Raw genomic sequence first — 22,316 nt, 5'->3', positions numbered from 1 at the left:
TCAAGCGGCGCCGACGAAACGCAGGACGCGCTCGGCGATCTGCGGGCCCGTGAAGCCGAACTTTTCAGCGTTCACCTTCCAGGGGGCCGAGGCGCCGAAGCGGTCGACTCCGATCAGAAGCGCGTCGCGCCCGGCCACGCGCTCCCATCCCTGGCTCCGCGCCGCCTCGATGACCACGCACCTCGCTCCCATCGGCAGGACCGAGCGCCGGTAGGGCTCGTCCTGGCGCAGGAAGAGATCCGGACTGGGCATCGACACCACGCGCGCGGCGACTCCGCGGGACGACAGGATCTCCTGGGCCTGCCGGGCCGGACCGACCTCGGAGCCGCTGGCGATCAGAACGAGGGACGGTCCCGTGCCGGCGTTCCCGGCCGGACCCGACCCGCGCGGCGCCGGAGCCTCCGACAGGACGTAGCCCCCCCGTCGCATGACGTCCGGAGAAAAGCCGGGGGCCCGCGTCAGGAACGGGACCTCCTGTCGGGTCAGGACGAGGGCCGTCGGGCCGTCCCGGCGCTCGAGCGCCAGCGTCCACGCCATCGCCACCTCGAGCGGGTCGGCGGGTCTCACCACTTCGAGATTGGGAACCAGCCGCAGGCCCGGCAGCTGCTCGACCGGCTGGTGCGTCGGACCGTCCTCCCCCAGGAAGATGCTGTCGTGGGTGAACACATAGACGACCTGGAGGCGCATCATCGCCGCGAGTCTCATCGGGGGGCGCATGTAGTCCGAGAAGATCAGGAAGCTCGCGCCGTACGGGATCGGCCCGCCGTACAGCGCCAGGCCGTTCAGGATGGCGCCCATGCCGTGCTCGCGCACCCCGAAGTGAAAGTTCCGTCCCGCGAACGAGCCGGGACCGACCGCCGTCGAGGACTTGATGAAGGTCTTGGTCGAGGGCTCCAGGTCGGCGCTGCCGCCGCACAGGGAGGGGACCAGCTCCGCCGCCTTCTGCAGCACCCTGCCGGAGGTGGCGCGCGTCGCCTCGGGCTTCGGAGCGGGCGAGCCCGCGGGCGGGGACACCGACTCGAGCAGGCGGGCGAAGAGATCCCCGGGGACGGCGCGCGCGTGGTAGAGGTCCCACAGCGCGCGCAGGTCGGGGCGCTCGAGGCTCCAGGCCTCGAAGCGTTTCCTCCAGTCCTCGCGGGCCCGGCGCCCCGCCTCGGCGCGCGCCGCGAACGGCGCCTTCGCTCCGTCCGGCACCAGGAAGGGAGGCTGCGCCGGCCAGCCGAGAGCCCGCTTGGTCGCGGCCGCCTCCTCCGGACCCAGCGGCTCGCCGTGCGCCCTGGCCGAGTCGTGCTTGCCGGGGCTGCCGTTGGCGATGTGCGTGCGCGCGATGATGAGCCGGGGCCTCGCGGTCTCGGCGGCGGCGCGGGCGAGCGCCGCCTGGATCTGCCCGTGATCGTGCCCGTCGATGCGCTCGACCGACCAGCCGTAGGCCTCGTAGCGGCGGCCGACGTCCTCGGAGAACGTCAGGGAGGTCTCTCCCTCGATGGTGATGTGGTTGTCATCGTAGAGCACGGTGAGGTTGGCGAGCGCGAGATGGCCGGCGATCGAGGCGGCCTCGCTCTGCACTCCTTCCATGATGTCGCCGTCGCTCGCGATCACCCAGGTCCGATGGTCGACGACCTTGATGCCGGGAATGTTGAAACGCTCCGCCGCCATCCTCGCCGCGATCGCCATGCCGACCGCGTTGCCGAAGCCCTGCCCCAGCGGCCCGGTGGTCGTCTCAACACCCGGCACGCAGCCGTGCTCCGGGTGGCCGGGGGTCATGCTCCCCCACTGCCGGAACCTCTTGATCTCCTCGAGCGGCAGGTCGTAGCCGGACAGGTGCAGGAGGGCGTAGAGGAGCATCGAGCCGTGACCGGCCGAGAGCACGAAGCGGTCGCGGTCCGGCCAGTCGGGGGCCCCCGGATCGAAACGCAGGTGCCGGGTCCAGAGGTAGAAGGCGTAGTCGGCCGCCCCCATGGGCAGGCCGGGGTGGCCCGATTTCGCCTGCTCGACCGCGTCGATGGCGAGCGTTTTCAGAGTGTCGATGGCGAGGCGCGTCGACTCGGCGCTGTCGGCTGCGGACGGCATCGGGCGGACGCTCCTTGGAATCCCCCTCTTCAGGCGGGGCTGGCCTGAAGGGCCTTCTCGAGGTCGGCGACGAACGAGCGCACCACCTCCTCGTGGTGCGGCTTCGGCGGTTTCTTGCGCATGACCACGTCCTTCATGTTGCGGGCGTAGGAGGACCGCGCCAACATCTTTCCCCCGTCGATCAGTCCAAATGTCGACGTGATGTGGCGGGCGATCTGGAAGATCTCGGAGGTGCTGAACCGCATGCGCTTGATGATCTCGTCCGTCAGGATATCGTATTCGGACCCGAGGATCTGGTTCCCCGGCATGGCAAAATTCTCGAACACCGGGATGCATTCCTCGATCGTCTTCTTGCGATCCGTCTCCAGGTGCATCTCCAGGACGCCTTCGTACCAGTGGAAGTGGCGCCACTCGTCGGCGATGATCTTGGTCAGGAGCTCGTTCAGGAGCGGCTCCTGCACGGTGCGCCGGAACATCTGGTAGAAGAAGGCGGTCAGGAGCTCCTGGCAGTACGTGAAGCAGTTGGCCTGCAGCGGAGTCTTGATGTACGGCACGTCGAACTTCTTCGAGCGCGGCCGCTGCAGCGATTCGTGAAGCTCCTTCTTGTCCAGTCCGACGAGATGCAGGTACGCCACCAGTTTCGCCGCGTGGTTCGACTCCTCCCTCTCCCAGAGCTGGAAGAAGGTCGCCATGGTGTCGTTCGTGCAGAACTGGTCGAGGAGGAGCGACGTGTACACGTCGGCGTACGACTCGACGAACGTGACGAGCTTCACCACCAGCAGGTTGTCGAGCGTCAGCTTGCTGCGGTCGAACATCGACCAGTCGATCGTCACCGGACCCTGGTCGTCCCAGCGAATCTTGCGCGCGCCGGCCTCGAACTTGCCGAATCGATCGGTCAGGACGGCGCTGTCGATCGGGATGGACGGCCGCGCCGGGACGTACGGCCGCGGAGTGCCCTGGCCGGAGCCAGTGGCGGCGTTCGCGTTGGATAGGGTCATCGACTCGCCTTTCGTCAAAGGGCGCGCACCGCCGGTCCCCTATGGGACCGAAGGCCCCTGCGGCGCGCGCCGCCGCTTCCAGAAGAAGCTCGATTGAGAACGAAAGAGGCTACAACCTGCGACCCGAGACCATCCCGTGCGCCTCTTCCTCCTTGGGGACCGGGACAGGATACGTATTGGTGTAGCAGGCGGTGCAGAACGAACGGCCCTCGCCCACCGCGCGGTACATGCCCTCGAGCGACAGGTAGCCGAGGGAGTCGGCCCGTATGTAGCGTCGGATCTCTTCGACGGTGTGCGAGGAGGCGATGAGCTCCGCCCGGCGGGGCGTGTCGACGCCGTAATAGCACGGACCCACGGTCGGCGCGCACGAGATGCGCATGTGGACTTCGCTCGCTCCGGCCGAGCGGACCATGGACACGATCTTCCGGCTCGTGGTGCCGCGCACGATCGAGTCGTCGATGAGCACGACCCGCTTGTCCTTCAGGAGCGCGCGCACCGGGTTCAGCTTCAGCTTCACCCCGAAGTGACGGATCGACTGCTGCGGCTCGATGAACGTGCGCCCGACGTAATGATTGCGCACCAGTCCGAATTCCAGCGGGATCTTCGATTCATCGGAATATCCGAGCGCCGCGTACATGCCGGAGTCGGGCACCGGAACCACGATGTCGGCCTGAACCGGCTGCTCCTTGGCGAGGATGCGACCGAGCCGCTTGCGCACTTCGTGCACGCTCCGCCCGAAGACCTGCGAGTCGGGTCGCGAAAAATAGACGTACTCGAAGATGCACTGCGACACCGGCTGCGGGGGGAACGGCCGGTACGACTTCACGTCCGCCTCCCCGATGACCACCATCTCGCCCGGCTCGATGTCGCGGACCAGGACGGCGTCGATGAGGTCGAAGGCGCAGGACTCGCTGCTGAGGATGTGGGAGTCTCCCAGACGGCCCAGCGACAGCGGGCGGAAGCCGCGCGGGTCGCGCACGCCGATGATTCGATCCCGGGCGATGAAGATGAGCGAGTAGGCTCCCTCCACCTGCTTCAGGGCGTCGACGATGGCGGCCTCCAGGTCCTCCTTCTTCGAGCGGGCGATCAGGTGCAGGATGACCTCGGTGTCGCTGGTGGTGCGGAAGATCGATCCCTCCTTCTCCAGCGCCATGCGGATCGCCTGGGCGTTGACCAGGTTGCCGTTGTGCGCCACCGCGATCTCGCCCTTGCACGAATCGATCAGGAACGGCTGCGCGTTCTCCACGCTGCTCTTGCCGGCGGTCGAGTAGCGCACGTGCCCGATGGCGAGATCACCCCTCAGCCGCCTCAGCATCGGCTTCTTGAAGATGCGCGCCACGTGCCCCATCCCCTTCTCTTCGTGCAGGCGATCGCCGCTCGACGACACGATGCCGGCGGATTCCTGGCCGCGGTGCTGCAGGCCGTGCAGCCCCAGGTAGGTCAGGTGCGCGGCCTCGGGATGATGGTAGACGCCGAATACGCCGCACTCGTCGTGGAATCGATCGTCGCGCGTCGCGGGGGCGTGTTGACGGATTCGGGCCAAGCGATCCTCCTGGACGAACATTATACTTCGGATCCTCCGCCGCTCAGTCCCACCCGTCGACGAGCCAGCGCGATCCCTTTTTGACCATCCTCAGGGTCCGGGGCTGCCCGTCGATCGATCCGGGCTCGCCGGTGACGGTTTCGTAAAGGCGCACGCGCGCAACGGCTCCCGTGGTCCCCTGCGGCGTCATGTCCACGATCTGGTAGGCGACGTGGCCTCGGCCCGTCGCCGGCGTGAACAGCGCCCTGAGCGCGTCCTCGTCGAGCTTCTTGAGCAACGCCGGGCTCATGCCCTGGCGCGCCGCCGCCGCGTCCCCCCTGATCCAGGCGCGCAGAACCATGCGCAGCGCGGTCACGCCGTTCACCGCGTCGGCGAAGCGCAGCTTCTCGGTGGCGCCGATCGCGAGATCCGCCACCCGCCACAGGCCGCTGTCCTGGAGCACCAGGGTGATCGCCTCGGTGCGTCTCTCCGACGCCTCCCCCTGCTCCTCCCAGAGGCTGCGGACCGACGCGATATAGCTCGAGGCCGGCGTGACCTGTTTGCCGGCCGTCCTGGCCGGCTTCAGATCCTTCTCGGCAAAGTCGAAACCGGCCAGCCGGTTGCCGCGCTTGCCGTTGAACGGGGCCGAATCGTGATCGAAGCGCGCCTGGAGCCTCTCGGTCATCACGCCCCTGAGCTGCCGGATGGTCTGATAGTGGCGCGACGCCATGAACAACCGCAGCGCCCCGCCGGCCGTGCGCGTCGGGTCCTCCGCGGCCGGCGTCCCCTCCTGCTCATCCGGAACGAGCCCGGTGTCGGGCGCCGGCGATTCCTCCGGCGTCTGCGCCAGGGCCGGTCGCCCGGCCGCGATGAGAATCGTCGAGGCCAGACACAGCGCCAGCCCCAGCCGGACCCTGGAAACGTTTCTCTGGAGTCTTCTCATGCCGCGACCACCCTTCCCCGCCCCGACCGAGGGCCGGAAACGGTACCTTGCCCCCGAGAGCCCGTCAAGCGCTCCGAAGCGCCTGACCGCAGGGCGTTTGAGGGGCGCTCTCCGCCGGCCGGCCTCTACTGCCGTTCACTGGCGATGAACGGCTTCAGCCGGCGCTCGACGACGCCGCGCATCGCCTCGGGGAAGCACAGCCGCTGCAGCTTGCGCGGCTCATTCCGGATCGAGTCGATGAGCGGCGACACGCTGCGCTCGGACATGTAGCCGACGATGCGCCCGCGCACCGCCAGGCCGATGTCCTCCGGAGCCGTTCCCATGCGATCGGAGTAGGCCAGATCGCGGTACGGCAGATCGGTCGCGTCGTCCTCCAGGAGGTAGTAGCGCGGGTCGAACCCCTTCTTCCGGAACAGATCGTTCAGCTCTTCGATCGCCTGGCCGAACGCCTTGTGCCGCGTGCCCGTCGTCAGTCGAACCGTCTTGAACAGCCGCCGCCGCGTGATCCGGTCGCACAGGTCCCGCAGCACGGCGTCGACGCGGCCGACGGGCGCGAGCGACCACTCCTGGAAGGCCGACAGGAACAGCCAGTCGTCCAGACGCAGGAAGTCCTCGACCGGCAGGTTGCCGCGTGTCTCGACCAGGCGACCGATCGACTCCGGGCAGGGATCGGGCAGCCGGCCGCTCTCGGCGTGGGCGTCGACCAGGCGCTGGAGGGCCGTGCGGATCATCTGCTCCGCGGCTCGGCTCGTCTTGTGGTAATACACCTGTTGATACATCAGGTACCGGCCGATGACGAACTGTTCGGCCGCGTGGTACCCCTTCGTCCCGTTGATGGCGAGCCTCAGATCCGAATCCTTCCCGGCGCCCGGCCGGCCCCGCCGCGCCAGCCTCAGATTGGTGAGGATCCACTCGAGATCGTACTGACCGTAGGCGACGCCGGTCATGAACGAGTCGCGCAGCAGGTAGTCGAGCCGATCCGCGTCGAGCTGCGACGAGACGATGTCGGACACGAACGACGGCCGATAGGTGCGATCGTAGACCGCCAGGACTTCGTCCACCAGGCCGGCGCGGCGCAGCAGCCGCCCCGCCTCCCCGCGGGCATGCCGGATGATCAGCCGGGTCCATTCCTCGTGCTTGCGGTCGTTGAACACCTTCTCGTACAGGTGCGAGAACGGGCCGTGTCCGACGTCGTGCAGGAGGGCCGCGGCGATCGCCACGAGGCGCGTGCGCTCCAGCGCGCGCCCCTTCCGAGGGATCTGCCCGGCGGCGAGGAGCGCGTCGAAGATCCGCTTCGCCATGAAGGCCACGCCGACCGAGTGGGTGAAGCGGGTGTGCTCCGCGCCGTGGAAAGTCAGGAACAGCGCGCCGAGCTGCCGGATGCGCCGCAGTCTCTGGAACTCGCGGGTGTTCAGGAGATCGAGGACCACCTTCTCCCGATCCTTGTCGAATCCGATCGAACCGTGGATCGGGTCACGCAGGTACTTGTTTGCCAGGGCCCCCTCCCCCGAACACGCCGGGCTTCCCGGACAGGATACGCCAGCACCGAAACCGGCCATGAAAGATTTTTTCAGCGGACCGCCGACGCCGGGCCGCCCAACTCGAGGCATCCCGTCGATTCAACGGGTTAGGTGGACGAGGACCGTGGCACGAAGCTTGCGATCCTGGACGAACAAGCTGAACAGGGAGGCTACCGAAGGGGCCATGGGAAAGAGAGGAACCGCCATCGCGAGGATCGCCAGGAGGCCCGCGTTCTCCCCCGGGGCCGCACTCCTGCTTTACTTCGCAGCGGGCCTGGCCGTGGCCGCGCCTCCCGACACAGGCGTGGACACCGCCACGGAGGCTTCGCCGGCTGCGTTACCTCGGCAGACCGGCGACTCCGTGGCGGTCAAGTCGTTGCTCGCCGACGACCGGATGCTCCTTTCCTGGCTCAAGGACAATAACAAGGATGTCCTGGCCGCGGCCACGCGCGTCGACCAGGCGATGGCGGCGCTCCGGCAGGATCGACTGCACCTCAATCCCTCTCTCTCCGGGAGCGTCTCCGACCTGCCGCTGGGCGACACCAACCCGCCGGGACTGACTTCGAAGGACACCGCGATCTACGGCACGGTCCTGTCGCAGACGGTGGAGATCGGCAAGCGCGGGCCGCGCATCGAATCGGCCCGCCTGCGCCTCGAATCGGGACGGCGGTTGTACCTGGATGTGCTCGGCGACACCATGGCCGAGGCGCGCGCCGTCCTCGGCCGCGTCGCCTACCTGGGCGCGCGCCAGTCGGTCCTGGAGGACAGCCTGGCGTCGGCTCAGCAGAACGTGGAGCTGCAGCGCTCGCGGGTCGACAACGGGGATCTGAGCGGAAACGATTTCGACCGTCTCCTGGTCGACACGATGCTTCTCGAATCGGAGGTCGCCGCCAACCTCCGGGAGTCCGAGGCCGAGGTGGCCTCCTGCGGCGCGGTGCTGGCGGCCCCCTGCGGTGTGGAGGAGACCGGCATCGACAGCGTGAACGGCGCCGCCGCGCTGCCGGAGCCCGGAGACATCCGGACGGCGATCGACCGCCGGCCCGACATCCAGGCGCTGATGCTCGAGCGCGACGCGGCCGGGAAGGACGCGCTCCTGGCCCGCCGGCGCAGGATCCCGGATCCCAGCCTGAGCCTCGGATACACCCATGACAATCTGACGATTTCCGGCGACCAGCCGCGCACCTACCTGTTCTCCATCGGCATCCCTCTGCCGATCTTCGACCGCGGCCAGCACGACGCGAGCCGCGCCGAAGCGCGGGCCCGCGAGCTGGAGCTTGCGGCCGCCGGCCTGCGGGAGCGGGGGCGGGCCGACGTGCAGGCGCTCCAGGAGCGTCGTGCGTCCCTGGAGCGCACGCTCGACGGGCTCCTCGAGCAGGCGGTGCCCAAATCGAAGGGGGTGCTGGAGGCGACCCTCGGGGCGGTCAACAGAGGCGGCGTGAGCATGACCGACCTCCTCCTGGCGCGCCGCACGCACACCGATCTGCTCCTCAAGGTCATGGATCTTCAATTCGACCTGTTCTCCGTGCGCAACGACCTGCGCCGGGCCCTGGGGCTCGATGCCGATCTGGCGCGCGGCTCGATGACGTCGTCGGAGGTGACTCCATGAAATTCCGCGTGGTCCGGATGTTCGGTCTCTCCAGCTCGATGCTCGTGGGAGGCCTGTCGGTGTGGCTGTCGACGGGCTTCAGCCGCGAGCCTGTCGTCGCCGCGAAACCCGCCGGTCTGACCGTCGAGGGAAGCGCGCTGACGATCGCCCCCGACGCGCCGCAGTGGCAGGCGTTGAAGCTCGGCATCGTCACCACCGCCGACACGCGTCTCACCGATCCGGTGCCGGCGCGGGTCGCCATCGACGAGACCCGGGCCTCGAAGGTGCAGACACCCCTGAGCGGCCGCGTCGGGCAGGTCTTCGTCGATCTCGGGCAGAAGGTGAAGCAGGGGGACCCGCTGTTCTCCGTCACCAGCCCCGAGATCGCCGACCTGCGCGCCGCCAAGGAAAAGGCCGCGCTCGATCTCGAGGTGGCGCGGACCAGCTTCGAGCGCGTGCACGCCATGGTCCAGACCCGCGCCCTGCCGGCGAAGGAGGAGATCCTGGCGCAGCAGCAGCTCAAGGAAGCCGAGATGTCCCTCAAGGTCGCCGCGGCCAAGGTCGACGCCCTGCGGGTCTCCGAGAAGGCCGACAACGAGTTCACCCTCGTCGCCCCCTGTCCGGGGGTGGTCGTCGAGAAGCACGTCCTGACCGGGCAGCAGGTGGGGCCGGATGCGGGGACGGCCCAGATGGTCATCGCGGACCTGGCCTCGGTATGGGTCCTGGCCGATCTCTTCGAGTCCGACGCGACCCAGATCAAGGAGGGGTCCCGGGCCGTCGTGACGAGCCCCTCCATTCCCGGTCTGAACGCGGAGGGGACGGTCGCCATGGTGTCGGCGGTCGTCGACCCCGACCGGCACACCGTCCCGATCCGGGTGCGGCTCGCCAATCCCGACGGCGTGTTGCGGCCGAACACTTACGCGCGCGTGCGTTTCGCGACGGCGAGCCGGGCCGGGACCGTGGAGATCCCGGCCACCGCGCTGATCAGCGATGGCGCGCGGCAGTACGTGTACGTGCGCGACGACGCGGGGCGCTTCGCGCGGCGCGAGATCGTCGCGGGCGCCTCGCGGGACGGGCGCGTCCCCGTCCTGTCGGGTCTCACTCCGGGCGAGATCATCGCGGACGAGGGCGGTCTCCTGCTCGACAACCAGGTCACCCTCGGAGCCTGAGACCCGACCCGATGCTCGACGCGCTCCTCCGATACTCCCTGAAGAACCGGATCGCCCCGTTCGTCCTGGCGGCGGTGCTCGCGGCGGGCGGCTGGTACGCCTTCAGCAGGCTCACGGTCGAGGCCTTCCCCGACCCGACCGACACCCAGGTGCAGGTCATCACGCTGTTCTCCGGCCAGCCCACGGAGGAGGTCGAGAGGCGCGTCTCGATCCCGCTCGAGCGCGCGCTGAACGGCACGCCGGGCCTGTTCCGGCTGCGCAGCATCTCTCTCTTCGGGCTGTCGTTCGTGACCCTGACCTTCGAGGACGGCGTCGAACCCTACCTGGCGCGCCAGCAGGTCCTCGAACGCATGGGCCAGGCCGAGCTTCCGGAAGGAGTCCAGCCCTCCCTCGGCCCCCTCGCGACGCCGATCGGCGAGGTGTACCGCTACACGCTGCAGGGGAAGGGGGCCGACCCGATGTCGCTGCGCACGCAGCAGGACTGGGTGGTGAGACCGCAGCTGCTGCGGGTCCCCGGCGTGGCCGACGTGGTGTCCTACGGCGGCCTGCTGCGCGAGATCCACGTCGAGCCGGACCCCGTGCGCATGGCCGCCCTGGAGGTCGGCCTGTCCGACATCTTCGAGGCGCTCAAGAAGGCGAGCGACAACGCCTCGGGCGGCTACGTCGAGCGCGGCAGCGAGATGTTCGTGATCCGCAGCCTCGGCATCTTCAAGGACTTGAAGGACGTGGAGGAAGTGCGTGTCGGCTCGAAGGGGGGCGTGCCCGTGACCGTCAAGAACGTCGGCCGGGTGACGATCGGGTACGCCCCCCGCCAGGGGATCGTGACGCGCAACGAGGACGAGGACGCGGTCGAGGGGATCGTCCTCATGCGCCGCGGCGAGAACCCTTCGGTCGTCCTGAAGGGGCTGCGCGAACGGATCGCGGACATCAACGATCGCGTCCTGCCGCAGGGCATCCGCATCCAGCCGTTCTACGACCGGACCGAGCTGGTCGACACGACCCTGCACACGGTGTTCCACAACCTCGCCGAAGGGGCGTTCCTGGTCGTGCTCGTCCTGTTCCTGTTCATGCTCTCGGTGAAGGCCTCCCTCATCGTCGCCGCGGTCATCCCGCTGTCGCTGTTCTCGTCGTTCCTCTATCTCTACGTCCGGGGGATGTCGGCGAACCTCCTGTCGATGGGTGCGGTCGACTTCGGGATCATCGTGGACGGCGCGGTCATCCTCGTCGAGCACCTGTTCCACCGGGTGCACGGCGAGGACCTGCGCGACGACGTCCATCCGGGGAACGAGGCCGAGCGTCTGTCCGATCGCATCCTGAAGGCGGCGCGCGAGGTGGCGCGGCCGACCCTGTTCTCGCTTCTGATCATCATCGCCGCCTACCTGCCGATCTTCTCGCTGCAGCGCGTGGAGGGACGCATCTTCCGGCCGATGGCCAACACCGTGGTCAGCGCCCTCCTGGGCGCCCTGCTCGTCAGCTTCACGCTCGTCCCGGTCCTGGCCCACATGTCGCTGCGACGCTCGAGGCCGGTGCCCGACTCGCCCCTGCTCTCGTGGGCCCGGCGGGCCTACGACCCGGCCATCCGCTTCTCCATGCTGCGTCCGGAGATCGTCCTGACGCTCGCCGCCGGAGCGTTCCTCTCGGCCCTGACGCTCCTGCCGCGTCTCGGCTCCGAGTTCCTCCCCGAGCTGAACGAGGGGGCGCTGTACGTCACCCTCACGCTGCCGGGCAACATGTCGCTCACCGCCGGCCGCAGGCTCGTGCCGCTCCTGAAAGAGCGGCTCCGGCGCACGCCCGAGGTCACGGAGCTCCTGAGCCAGCTCGGTCGTCCGGAGGACGGCACCGACCCCACGCTGTCGAACAACCTGGAGATCTTCGTCAAGCTCAAGCCGATGCCGGAGTGGCGCTCGTCGGTGCACGGCCTCGACGATCTCATCGCCGAGATGGAGCGGAACATCCGGGAAGTCCCGGGAACGGAGTACAACTTCTCGCAGCCGATCAGGGACAACGTGAACGAAAACATCTCGGGCCAGTTCGGTCAGATCGCCGTCAAGATCTACGGGGACGATCTGGACGTCCTGCAGGACGCCGCGCTGAAGGCGGAGGACGCGATCGCGAAGGTGCCGGGTGTCGCCGATCTCGGCATCGTCAAGGCGGGCGAGATGCCGCAGATCGCCGTGACGCTCGACCGACAGGCCCTGGCGCGCTACGACCTCGACCTGGCGGACGTGCAGGACTACGTCGAGACCGCGATGGGCGGTCACATCGCGTCGGAGCTGTGGGAGGGCGAGAAGCGCTTCGACGTCACGGTGCGGCTCCCCTCGGCGACGCGCGAGGACATCGGCTCGATCCGCACTCTCATGCTGCCGCTGAAGAACGGCGCCCTGGTGCCGCTCACCGCCGTCGCCGACGTGCGCATGGGCACCGGCCGCGCCGCCATCACCCGCGAGAACGGACGGCGCTACGTCGGCATCCGCATGAACGTGCGGGACCGCGACATGGGGTCGTTCGTGCAGGAGGCGCGCGCCCGCGTCGCCTCGGGCCAGGCCCTCCCGGCGGGATACGAGATCACCTGGGGCGGGGAGTTCGAGAACCAGGAGCGCGCCATGGCCCGGCTGCAGCTGGTCATCCCGCTGTCGCTTCTCCTGACCTTCCTCCTGCTGTTCTCGGCCTTCGGCTCGGTGTGGGACTGCGCCCTCATCATGCTGAACGTGCCGCTCGCCCTCATCGGCGGTGTCCTGGGACTGGCGGCCGCGCGCATGCCTCTGTCGGTGAGCGCCGCCGTCGGCTTCATCGCGCTCCTCGGGCAGGCGGTCTTGAACGGTGTCCTCGTGGTCGCCTCGATCAAGGCGCGCGTGGAGCGCGGCGAGAACTTCTATGAGGCGGTGGTCGCGGGAACGCGCGACCGGCTGCGGGCCGTCCTGATGACGGCGCTCCTGGCGTCGCTCGGTCTTCTGCCGGCGGCCCTGTCGCACGCCATCGGCAGCGAGACGCAGCGCCCCATCGCGGTGGTCGTGGTCGGTGGTACTCTATCGTCGGCCGTGCTGACCCTGGTGATCCTGCCCGTTACGTACTACTGGGCGACCCGTCTGAAGGAGCGTCTCCTGGGTCGCGCCCCGGCGCTGTCCCCGCTCCTGCCGTGAGCCCCGGCGGGGAGGGGCAGGACCTCTCGGCCGTCCACTCCCGCTTCGCGCGCGCCGTCCTTCTGATCTACCTCGGCACGGCGGTCGTCGCCGTCGCGCTCCTGGTGGCGGCGCTCGCCACCGACCTCGCCTATCAGCAGGAGGTCGCCCGCGAGACGCTCCTGCTCGAGACCCAGGTGCACGCCTATTACCTCGGCCGCCACCTGCACCTCCTGGCCGCGGAGCTGTCGCGTCTCGGCCTGCGCTCGGAGGTGAACCTGCTCGACCGCAACTCGGAGCCCGAGCGCAGCCTCCTCAGACTCACGCACGAAAAGAGCGCCTTCTTCAACGTCGGCGTGGCGGTCATCGGCTCGGACGGGGCGGCGATCTGGGCCGAGCCGCAGAGTTTCCTGCCCGCGGGCGTGTCGCTCGCGTCGGAGCCCTGGTTCCAGGCGGTCCTGCGCACCCGGAACGTCCTCATCGCCCCGGTGATGCCCGAGCGCGAGCGCGACTCGGTGCTTTACATGGTGTCCCCGATCCTGCGCGGCGGACAGTTTCAGGGGGTCCTTCTGGGCGCCATCGACCTGGCTCCCGAAGGGGCGCTGGGGACCGAGTTCCATCCCGGGACGCACAGCATGAACGTCCTGGCGACGCGCTCCGGCCTGGTGATCTACCCGCCCAAGCCCCCCTCCTTCTCCTCGGGAGCCGACTGGAAGTCGATCGTCGAGAGCCACCCCGACGATCCGTTCATCACCGAGGCGCTCCTGACGCTGCCGGACGACTCGCCCGGGACGACACGGCCCCCCGCCCGCACCATGATCGCCGGCAGCCCGGTGCAGGGGACCGAGTTTCTCCTCCTGACGCTGAGCGACGCGAATCTCTTCTTCGGCCCGGCGCGCGCCCGCCTGGCGACACGCCTCTCCCTGGGGCTCGTCCTGGCGCTCGCCCCGGTTCTGTTCCTGGTCTTCCTGTTGCGCCGCTCGTTCCGCCTCTTCGAGAAGTCGGAGGAGGTGGCCCTGCGAGGCCAGCGCCTGCGCATGCTGGGGGAGGCGGTGAATCTCATCGCCCACGAAGTGAAGAACTCGCTCAATGGCCTGCGGGTCGGGCTGGACCTGATCCTCCAGGGGGATCGGCTCGCCCTCGAGACCCGTCACCGCCAGGCCGTCGGTGGTCTCCGCACCGAGATGGAGCGGCTGTCGAACTTCACGACCGAGCTCCTCAGCTTCTCCAAGGGTGTCGTGCCCCGCCCGGTGTCGCTGGACCTGGCCGATCTGTCGCGCAAGGTGACCGAGCTCCTGCGCGGCCGGGCCGTGGATCTCGGCGTGGCGCTGGAGGTCATGGTACCCGCGGGCCCCGTCCAGGTCAGGGCCGACCCGACGCTTCTGCACATCGTCATCACCAACCTGGTCGGCAACGCCCTGGAGGCTCTGTCGGGCGATCACTCCTCGACTCCCAGGGTGCGCGTCGAGGTGGAGCGACGCGGCCCGTCGGCGCAGGTGCGCGTTCTGGACAACGGGCCGGGTGTGTCGCCCCAGGTCCGGCCCCGTCTGTTCGAGCCGTTCGTCACAGGCAAGCCGAGCGGCGTCGGCATCGGCCTGGCCCTGTCGCGCAACATCGCGCGCGCCCACGGCGGAGAGCTGGCGCTGCAGGACGGGGCCGCGGGCGCGACGTTCGTCCTGACCCTGCCGCTTTCCGCGTGACCGTGCGGGAGCGCCGCCGCGACGCGTGCCGGGCGCCTCTCACCTCGCAGGCCGGTCACTCCGGGGGTACGATAGACGGACGTTTCCGGGAGGAGTCATGAACGCCAGCATCCTGGTGGTGGACGACGAGGCGGTCTTCCGCGTCCTGGCGGAGGAGGCCCTGACGGCCGAAGGGTTCGAGGTCAGGACCGCGGAGAGCCTCAAGAAGGCCCGCGCCGAGTTCGAGCGCGCCGCCCCGGACGTCCTGATCCTCGACCGCCGGATGCCCGACGGCGACGGGATCGACTTCCTCAAGAGGCTCCGCGACGACTCCTCGGGGCGCGGCGATCCGTCCTCCGCCCCGGTCGTCATCGTGGTGACCGCCTACGGCGACGTCGAGAACGCCGTCGAAGCGCTGAAGGCGGGCGCCTCCGACTATCTCACGAAGCCGGTGCAGCTCACCGACCTGGTCGTCAAGCTGCGCAAGGTCCTCGAGACCCGCGGTCTGAAGGACCGTCTGGCGATCGCCCGGAGCAGCGCCGAGGGTCCGGCGATGGTCGAGCCGAAGAGTCCCGCGATGCGCGAGGTGGTCGAGCGCCTGCGCAGCGTCGCCGTCAGCCCGCTCACCCCCGTCTTCATGTACGGTCCCTCGGGGGTCGGCAAGCAGCGCGCGGCGGAGCTCCTGCACGCCCTCACCTGGTCGGGCAGCGACCCGAACGCCCCCTTTCTGGAGGTCAACTGCGCCGCCCTGCCCGACGACCTGGTGGAGAGCGAGCTGTTCGGCCACGAGAAGGGGGCGTTCACCGACGCCCGCACGATGCGGCGCGGTCTCTTCGAGCTGGCGGCAGGCGGAACGCTCTTCCTGGACGAGATCACCGAGCTGCCGCAGCGATCGCAGGCGAAGCTGCTGAAGGTTCTCGACACCATGCGTTTCCGGCGCCTCGGCGGAGAGCGCGAGATCGCCGTCGAGCTGCGCGTCGTGGCGGCCACCAACCAGGACGTGAAGCAGGCGGTCGCGGCGGGCCGGTTCCGCGAGGATCTGTACCATCGCCTGGCGGTCTTCTGGCTCACCATCCCGCCGCTGTCGGCGCGGCGCGAGGACATCCCGGACCTCGCGCTGACGTTCGTCCGTTTCTTCACCGGCCGCGTCAAGAAGCGCCTCACCGGTCTCACGGAGGAGGGGCTGGCGGCCCTGGTCGCGTACGACTACCCCGGCAACGTGCGCGAGCTGCGCAACATCATCGAGCGCGCCGTCATCCTGGCGCGCGGACCCGAGGTGACGCCGCGCGATCTCATCCTGCCCGAGACCGGGGCGTCGGCGCCGCCGGTCGCGGCGGACGGCGCCTTCTTCCGCCTGGGCCCCGGCCCGGACGATTCTCCCCCGACCCTGGAGACAGTCGAGCGCGCCTACGTGGCGCGCGTGCTCCAGTTCTGCCAGGGCCGGCGCATGGCGGCCGCCGAAGCGCTCGGCATCTCCTACCCGACGTTCCTCAAGAGACTGCGCGAGCTGGGGCTGGAGTAGCCGTCACGGACAGGCGTCGCTGCCGTCGATCCGGCGGAAGCCGTCCGAGGTCCTGCCGTAGAAGCTCTTGTGTCCCGCCGCGTCGATGAAGCGCGAGAGATAGAAAAAGACGTGGCCCGCCGGCGGGTTGTCGGGATCGGCCACGACGCCGCCGGGGCTGCGGGAGGCGAGGCAGACGGGGGGCGCGAAGAACGCCAGGTCGAGGAAGTTCGACAGCTGCTGCGTATCGTCGAGATCCCCCCGGATGACGTCCACGGCCTGGTCCGGAGCGGGCACGTAGGCCTGCAGCGTCCCGTCCCTCGCCCACCACAGCGCGAACGTCCGCATCGACATCATCGTGTAGGTCGCCGCGTCCCACGCGAAGAGGCCGCTGCCGTCGTAGGCCAGCCCGGTGATCTGCGGGACCGTGGTGATCCCCGTGTCCGCCGCGTCGGCGAGCAGGATGTCCTGACCCGCGGGATCCGGCTGGATGAAGTAGAAGGACCCCGTCGGGGTGGCTCCCAGGAGACCCTCCGGCGCGGCGTCGAGCGCCAGGATCTTGTCCCGCAGCGGACGGTTCCAGAGGGTCGCGTGCGTGGACGGGTTGATCGCGAAGAGCGTGGGCGGACTCTCGTACGAACCGTAGAGCACGCCGCCCTGGAACCCCAGCCCTTCGAGCGGCGCGTTGCCTGGGGTGATGGAGGGGCTCGGGAACGAATCCAGGATTCTCCCCAGAAGATCGAGCCTGTAGATCCGCGGGCCGAACGAATCGCGTACCGACGCGTAGAGACTGCTCCCGTCCCAGGCCAGACCGCGCACGTCGCCCGAACCCGGCGAGCGGAACGACGACAGGAGATCCCCGGTCTCCGGGTCGAGGACCAGGATCCGGAGGGCCAGGAGATCGGACACCGCCAGGCGTCCCGGCAGGGATGTCGCCGCCGCGCTGACGACCTGGAGGGGCAATCCTCCGTGCAGGGCCGGGCCGTCCCACCCCGGTGCGGGTCCCGGTGCGACCGCCAGGGTGAAGAGGGCGACGTCGTTCACGATCCCGTCGTTGCGGGCCCTCAGGACACCTTCGCCCACAGCCAGAGGCAGCGTGCCCAGGCTCTTCTCGATCGGACACGTGCTGACGACCGGGAGGACACCATCCCGGAACTCGACGTCGATGCCCCAGCCCGTCCGCCCGCCGAGCTCGGCCTGCGCCCCGATGCCGATGCGGGCGTCGATGAAGTCGCAGGAGGACGTCGACTGGATGACCGCCGTCAGGACGAGCGGGTCGCCGGTGTCAGGCGACGCGGGCGCGAGCGAGAAGCTCTGGATGTTGACCGAGGCCCGGGCCTCGGCCCAGGCGAGAAACGACAGGACGGTTGCGATCGCCCACAGTCCACGAGATCGTTCCCGAACGCGGTCCATCGGGCGCCCTCGCTTCCGGCCGTCGTCGATGCACCGTATATACCGCCCCGGGTGCTTACGGTCAACCGGGGATCATGCCCTCTGGTCACGGGCAGACCGCGGCCGGGGGAACCTCGCGGACGAGCGGGTAACCGAGCGGGCAAGCAAAAGGAAGAGGGACCGGCGGAGGATTCGCAGGGACGGTCAGAAAACAGTAGCCGGACGGTGGGCAATCCGCGCTCGTATGGCACGCGGCCCCCGTGCGAGTGGTCGTCGACCCGCACACGCCCGGATTGGCGCAGCCCAGCTGATTGAGGCTCGAGCCGGCCGCCGTGTTTCGCGACGCGAGGTAGTACACGGCGAACCCCACGGCGGGATCCGGATCACTGGCCTGGTCCATCGATCCCGTCGCCCCGGCGCCGCCCCCGCCCGCGGCGGGACCGACCGGAAGATTGCTGAAGAGACACGTGGCGGACGAGCCGGCCGCTCCGGACGTGTCCACCAACCAGCGGTAATTCGGATCGGACGGAGGCCCCAGGAGCGTTCCCTTACTGATCCCCGGCCCGATGAGGCCGCGATACACGTCGACGGAGCCGTTCCGCGAGGTCCAGAAGCGCAACGTCGTTGCGCGCGCTCCGCCGTCATAGTCGACTCCGTGCGCGAGATTCAGAGGATTGATCGATTCCCCGAATACCGTATCGTCACCGTCCAGCGTGTCGACCGGGACGGCGAGAGTCGCGCCCGACAGGCTCGTGCAATCCGGATCGGAGCTGCAACGCATCCGGACCGTGACCACGAAGGTGCTGCTATAGGTCGTCTGATGGGAAAGGAAAGGCTGAGCGGTCCAGTCCTGCACCAGCCCGCCATCCACCAGGTACTGGAACTGCGGCAGGCCGCCGAGGCACCCGCCGGGAAGCGTCGAGGCGGACGCATCGATGACGACCGTCGTTCCGGTGACCGGAACGGAGTCGAATCCGTCGAAGACCGGCCCCAACAAAGAGTCGGTGGCCCTGAGGACGATGTGCGTCCCTCGATCGCCGGTCTGGGGATCGCATGCGACCGGGCAGACGGAGCCCGGCGAGGGGCGCACGTCCAGCGCGGGCGGCGACTGTCCCTGGACCGCACCGGCGATCCGGATGTCGTCCAGCCACCAGCCGTTGTCGTCCGGCAGGTCGCGGTATCCCAATGACTCGTAGTACGAAGAGGTGACACCGTCCATTTGCCAGGTGCTGGCCATCCAGCGGATCCGTATCCTGCGGCCGAGGAAGGGCGCGAGGTTGAACTTGGTCTGGACCCAGGTGCCGCGTCCGGAGGGGTCGAGGACTCCTCCGTAGCAGTTGTCGCTCGGCCCCGTGGTGACTGCTTGGAGACTGCCGCATTTCGACCAGGCGTGTTCGCCGGCGCACATCGTCTCGTGCACTCCGCGAGGCGCGGGAGGATTCGAGCCGGTGTCGACCGGGGTGAAATCGCAGTAAGCGGCTCCAAACGCGCTCCAGGCCCTGAATTTCATGTCGTAGGAGCTCTGGAACGGCGTCAGGGTGTCCCAGGGGCCCCAGTCGTCCACGGCCGGGTCGGGGTCGCGGTCCGACTGGATGTGGACCTGGGCGCAGTCCAGGCACATGTTCCCCTCGCTGTTGATCGGGCCGAACAGATCGACGATCTGCCAGAACGACAGCGTGAGATCGTCGAGGTCGCGCGGCGGGATCGCCAGATTGATTGGAGCCGACACGAAGGCTTGCAGTGTTCTCAGGTGGGTCGTGTCGCCGTTCGAAGACACGTTGGGATCGAAGTGCGCTCCCATGTGCAGTGAGTTGGGGAGGGACAGCGCCTTCTGTCCGTCGGCGGGCGTGTTGTACGAGCAGCCTCCGACGCAACCCTGGCGGAGGGCGCCGAAGCCGCCGCTCTCGGTGTTGGGGCATCCGGTCGCGCCGGCCGGGCAATGGAAGTGCCAGTCCATGGGATAGTCCGTGTCGAGGCGGCATTCCAGGTTTCCCTCGGCGGGGGTGTTGAACCCGCCACAGGCGATGGCCGCCAGAGCGTCCGTCCCTGATGCCGCACCGCCGTGCGCGAAGGAGCCATGACTCATCTCCCCCGTGCCCGCATCGAGCAGGCCGAACGTGTCGGCCGTCGAGAATGTCCCGTCGCCGTCACGATCCCTGTCGAACGACTCCAGGACCGTGCCGTCATCCCCCGTCCCCGCGACCCCGTCGGGGCCGAGGACGTAGGCGGACGGAAGGCCGGGAGCGGCATCGATGTCGGCCGCCAGACGGATAGGGTAAGGATCGGAGGTCCCGTATCCTGAGGCGGTCGCGGTCAGATACAGCGTGACGTTGGCCGGTGTCGCCGTGGAGATCGTATGGAGCGTGTCGCTCGCCCTGAACGTGAAGCCGGGGACTGTCGGATCGAAGCTGCCGATGGTCCTGACCGCTTTCGCCGCGAGGTTTCCGAGGACATAGGCGGGGGTGGAGATGCACGCGACGTTCGGATCGTCCGTCGTCAGGTAGAGGTTGACTCCGGTGAGCGTCGGGCCGAAGTTCTTGATTGTGAGGACGAGCCGACCCGACTCTCCCGTGTCCGGGAAGGCGTCGTGGTCTCCGTCGAGATCACGGTAGGCGGCCGAGATGACACGCACGTCGGCTTTCAGGTACCAGGCCGCACCCGGATGAGAAGTGCAGAGCCCTACACAGACGCACGTCGTTAGAGCGAGACGTGCCAGGACAGGCCGACTTCGACTCTTCGACCGCATCATGGCATGGGGTGCGGCGGCGTTCAGCCTTTCACATACCCCCATCCGGGCCGGTTGTCAATCCGATTCAGCTCACTGTCCGGGGCCGCGCGGGATGAGGGGCAGGACGACCCGCGAGGGGTGGATCGCGTCGTGCAGGATCGTCTGGCGGGCGACGATCACGCGGCTCGACTCGCCGAACGGGTCGCCGGTGTTCGGATTGCGATCGAACGAGGGAAAACGGCTGCTGGTCACTTGCAGCCGGATGCGGTGCCCCTTCTTGAAGACGTTGCTGGTCACCATCTGGCCGATGACGAACTCGGTCGGCTCGTTCGGCGTCAGGAGCTCGGGCGCCGACTCCGACTTGCGGTAGCGGGCGCGCAGGAAGCCGGCCTCGTTCGGCGCGAGGTTGTAGGCGCGGCCGTCGGGATAGACGTCGCAGAGCATCACGGCGAAATCGGTGTCGACGGCGCTCGACGCCGCCCACAGGTGCACGGTGATCGGACCGGTCACCTCGATGTCTTCGGCGAGCGGCCCGGTGGTGTAGACGAGCATGTCCTGGCGCGACTGCATCTTCGAATGGTCGTACGGTCCCATCTTCTCGAAGTTTTCCACGACGACGGGTCGATGGGGATCGTAGACGTACCGATCGGGCGGCTCCTCGGCTCCTGCGGCCGCGGCGGCCGGTTCGGCGGTCGACAGCGAACCGTCCCCCGCAGCGGTGTTGGCGCGTCCGCCGCTGTGCAGGTAGTAGGGCACGTACAGCGTGCGCTTGAGCGGCCATTCGTTCTCGGCGCGCCAGACGTTGTCCCCCATCACGAAGATGCGCACCGGCGGTCCTTCGTCCACACCGTTCCTGATCTCCTTCAGCCAGCGGTCGTGCCACTTGATCACCAGAGAGTAGTAGTCGAACGTCATGTTCGGCCCGAAATCGATCTCCCCCACCTTGGTCTCGTATTCCGTCGGATCCCCGTGGTCCCAGGGGCCCAGGATGAGCCTCTGGCCGCGCCGGGCCAGATCGGTCGCGCCCTTCTCCCGCATGCCGTTGTAATTGGCGATCGCCCCGAGCGGGCCGTAGTTGCTGTCGTACCAGGCGGAGAAGTTGAGCGCCGGCGTCGTGATCTTCGGGTGGGCCCGGGTCACGTCGGCGAAGTCCCAGTAGGGCCCGTCGTCCGCGTGTTCGAGCCACTCGTAGTACCAGGGGGCGACCTCCTTCAGGACGGGAAACTCGCGCAGGGGCAGGTAGTTCTCCCACTGCCACTTGAGGCGGTCCCACTCCGCCTGAGCCTCCTTCTCCGTCACGGCACCGCGCAGCCCCTTGCGCTGCCTGACGTCGGGGGCGATGTTCAGGAGGATCCAGCGCATCCAGTCATGGTTGAACCCGCCGCCGAAGAAAAAGAAGTGCCGGCCCGTGTCGAACGTCATCGCCGGGAAAATCGACACGAGGTGCGGCGGGGCCTCCATGGCCGCGAGCCACTGCACGGCCCCCGGATAAGACAGCCCGAACGTGCCGACGCGGCCGTTGCTCCATCCCTGCGCAGCCGCCCACTCTATCGTGTCGTAACCGTCGTGGCCCTCCTGCTGGTACGGGCGGAACTCGCCGTCAGAACGGAACCGTCCGCGCACGTCCTGCACGACGACCGCGTACCCGGCCCGCGCCGCTCTCACGATGGTCGGCTCGTACCCCGACTCCACGAGAGCGTCCTTGCCGTAGGGCGTTCGATAGACCAGCGTCGGGAACCTACCGGGCGCCGCCGGGCGGTAGATGTCGGCGCGCAGGACGACCCCGTCGCGCATCGGCACCGCGGTGTTCCTCTCGACGGTCATGTTGGCGAAGTAGGGCTGCTGCACGAGGGCGCCCGTCGGCGCGGCCGGGCCGGCGTTCGCCGTGTCCGCCGCACCAGCGCCGGTCAGGTGCGCGGGGCGCTCGGCGCGGCAGGCCGTCGAGGCCACGAGCAGGGCGGCTGCGGAAAGCCGGAGCAAGAGTTCCGTCCGGGGCATGGAGGCGGACTGTACCATCCGGTCGAGGGGTCGATCAACCGTGCCGACGCCGGACCATTACAAAATCGCCATCGGCGGAAGCCGCCGGGGGC

General features: G+C 68.8%; 13 protein-coding genes. 5 read left to right on the top strand and 8 right to left on the bottom strand.

Annotation, left to right across the window (positions count from 1 at the left end; translation table 11 throughout):
* From tkt to VEW47_05665, 5 genes are all read right to left on the bottom strand, one after another.
* On the bottom strand, positions 1-2,070 hold the full coding sequence (tkt, locus tag VEW47_05685; GenBank protein HYS04668.1) for a transketolase: 2,070 nt from the start codon (positions 2,068-2,070) through the stop codon (positions 1-3).
* A 29-nt stretch (positions 2,071-2,099) separates the two neighbouring features.
* Complete coding sequence (locus tag VEW47_05680) at positions 2,100-3,068, bottom strand: acyl-ACP desaturase (GenBank protein HYS04667.1); 969 nt, start codon at positions 3,066-3,068, stop codon at positions 2,100-2,102.
* A 109-nt stretch (positions 3,069-3,177) separates the two neighbouring features.
* A complete protein-coding gene (gene purF / locus VEW47_05675) occupies positions 3,178-4,611 on the bottom strand; it encodes an amidophosphoribosyltransferase (protein ID HYS04666.1) in 1,434 nt (477 codons plus the stop codon).
* Positions 4,612-4,654: 43 nt separating this feature from the next.
* The gene (locus VEW47_05670) at positions 4,655-5,533 is read right to left on the bottom strand and encodes a hypothetical protein (GenBank protein HYS04665.1); all 879 of its coding nucleotides are present in this window, start codon (positions 5,531-5,533) and stop codon (positions 4,655-4,657) included.
* Positions 5,534-5,658: 125 nt separating this feature from the next.
* On the bottom strand, positions 5,659-7,092 hold the full coding sequence (locus VEW47_05665) for an HD domain-containing protein (protein ID HYS04664.1): 1,434 nt from the start codon (positions 7,090-7,092) through the stop codon (positions 5,659-5,661).
* Positions 7,093-7,237: 145 nt separating this feature from the next.
* Between VEW47_05665 and VEW47_05660 the strand changes: the two genes are divergently transcribed.
* The 5 genes from VEW47_05660 to VEW47_05640 all read left to right on the top strand — a co-directional run bounded on the left by VEW47_05660 (position 7,238) and on the right by VEW47_05640 (position 16,127).
* Positions 7,238-8,659 carry a TolC family protein gene (locus VEW47_05660; protein HYS04663.1) on the top strand — a complete coding sequence of 474 codons (1,422 nt, stop codon included), beginning with the start codon at positions 7,238-7,240 and terminating at the stop codon, positions 8,657-8,659.
* Positions 8,656-9,807, top strand: a complete 1,152-nt coding sequence (locus VEW47_05655) for an efflux RND transporter periplasmic adaptor subunit (GenBank protein ID HYS04662.1) — start codon at positions 8,656-8,658, stop codon at positions 9,805-9,807. Before VEW47_05660 ends, VEW47_05655 begins: the two co-directional genes overlap by 4 nt.
* Positions 9,808-9,818: 11 nt before the next feature.
* Positions 9,819-12,947: a CusA/CzcA family heavy metal efflux RND transporter gene (locus tag VEW47_05650; protein HYS04661.1), complete on the top strand. Its 3,129-nt coding sequence runs from the start codon at positions 9,819-9,821 to the stop codon at positions 12,945-12,947.
* Positions 12,944-14,626 (top strand): sensor histidine kinase, encoded by a 1,683-nt coding sequence (locus tag VEW47_05645; GenBank protein HYS04660.1) that lies wholly within the window; start codon positions 12,944-12,946, stop codon positions 14,624-14,626. The genes VEW47_05650 and VEW47_05645 overlap by 4 nt, the downstream gene beginning before the upstream one ends.
* A 97-nt stretch (positions 14,627-14,723) precedes the next feature.
* Positions 14,724-16,127, top strand: a complete 1,404-nt coding sequence (locus tag VEW47_05640) for a sigma-54 dependent transcriptional regulator (protein ID HYS04659.1) — start codon at positions 14,724-14,726, stop codon at positions 16,125-16,127.
* Positions 16,128-16,130: 3 nt separating this feature from the next.
* On the opposite strand, the gene VEW47_05635 is transcribed toward VEW47_05640, so the two are convergent.
* The 3 genes from VEW47_05635 to VEW47_05625 all read right to left on the bottom strand — a co-directional run bounded on the left by VEW47_05635 (position 16,131) and on the right by VEW47_05625 (position 22,206).
* On the bottom strand, positions 16,131-17,519 hold the full coding sequence (locus VEW47_05635) for a hypothetical protein (GenBank protein ID HYS04658.1): 1,389 nt from the start codon (positions 17,517-17,519) through the stop codon (positions 16,131-16,133).
* Between the two features lie 85 nt (positions 17,520-17,604).
* Complete coding sequence (locus VEW47_05630; GenBank protein ID HYS04657.1) at positions 17,605-20,130, bottom strand: hypothetical protein; 2,526 nt, start codon at positions 20,128-20,130, stop codon at positions 17,605-17,607.
* Between the two features lie 186 nt (positions 20,131-20,316).
* A complete protein-coding gene (locus VEW47_05625) occupies positions 20,317-22,206 on the bottom strand; it encodes a CocE/NonD family hydrolase (GenBank protein ID HYS04656.1) in 1,890 nt (629 codons plus the stop codon).
* Between the last annotated feature and the right edge of the window lie 110 nt (positions 22,207-22,316).

The sequence above is a fragment of the Candidatus Dormiibacterota bacterium genome (assembly GCA_035635555.1).
Classification (GTDB): Bacteria; Acidobacteriota; Polarisedimenticolia; order Gp22-AA2; family Gp22-AA2; genus Gp22-AA3.
This window is presented reverse-complemented; position numbering and strand designations above follow the sequence as displayed.

Bases quoted from the DNA above. Each gene is read 5' to 3' on its own strand.
- VEW47_05635 (HYS04658.1), bottom strand. From the start codon at position 17,519: ATGGACCGCGTTCGGGAACGATCTCGTGGACTGTGGGCGATCGCAACC.
- VEW47_05650 (HYS04661.1), top strand. From the start codon at position 9,819: ATGCTCGACGCGCTCCTCCGATACTCCCTGAAGAACCGGATCGCCCCG.
- VEW47_05655 (HYS04662.1), top strand. From the start codon at position 8,656: ATGAAATTCCGCGTGGTCCGGATGTTCGGTCTCTCCAGCTCGATGCTC.
- VEW47_05640 (HYS04659.1), top strand. From the start codon at position 14,724: ATGAACGCCAGCATCCTGGTGGTGGACGACGAGGCGGTCTTCCGCGTC.
- tkt (HYS04668.1), bottom strand. From the start codon at position 2,070: ATGCCGTCCGCAGCCGACAGCGCCGAGTCGACGCGCCTCGCCATCGAC.
- VEW47_05660 (HYS04663.1), top strand. From the start codon at position 7,238: ATGGGAAAGAGAGGAACCGCCATCGCGAGGATCGCCAGGAGGCCCGCG.
- VEW47_05665 (HYS04664.1), bottom strand. From the start codon at position 7,092: ATGGCCGGTTTCGGTGCTGGCGTATCCTGTCCGGGAAGCCCGGCGTGT.
- VEW47_05680 (HYS04667.1), bottom strand. From the start codon at position 3,068: ATGACCCTATCCAACGCGAACGCCGCCACTGGCTCCGGCCAGGGCACT.
- VEW47_05670 (HYS04665.1), bottom strand. From the start codon at position 5,533: ATGAGAAGACTCCAGAGAAACGTTTCCAGGGTCCGGCTGGGGCTGGCG.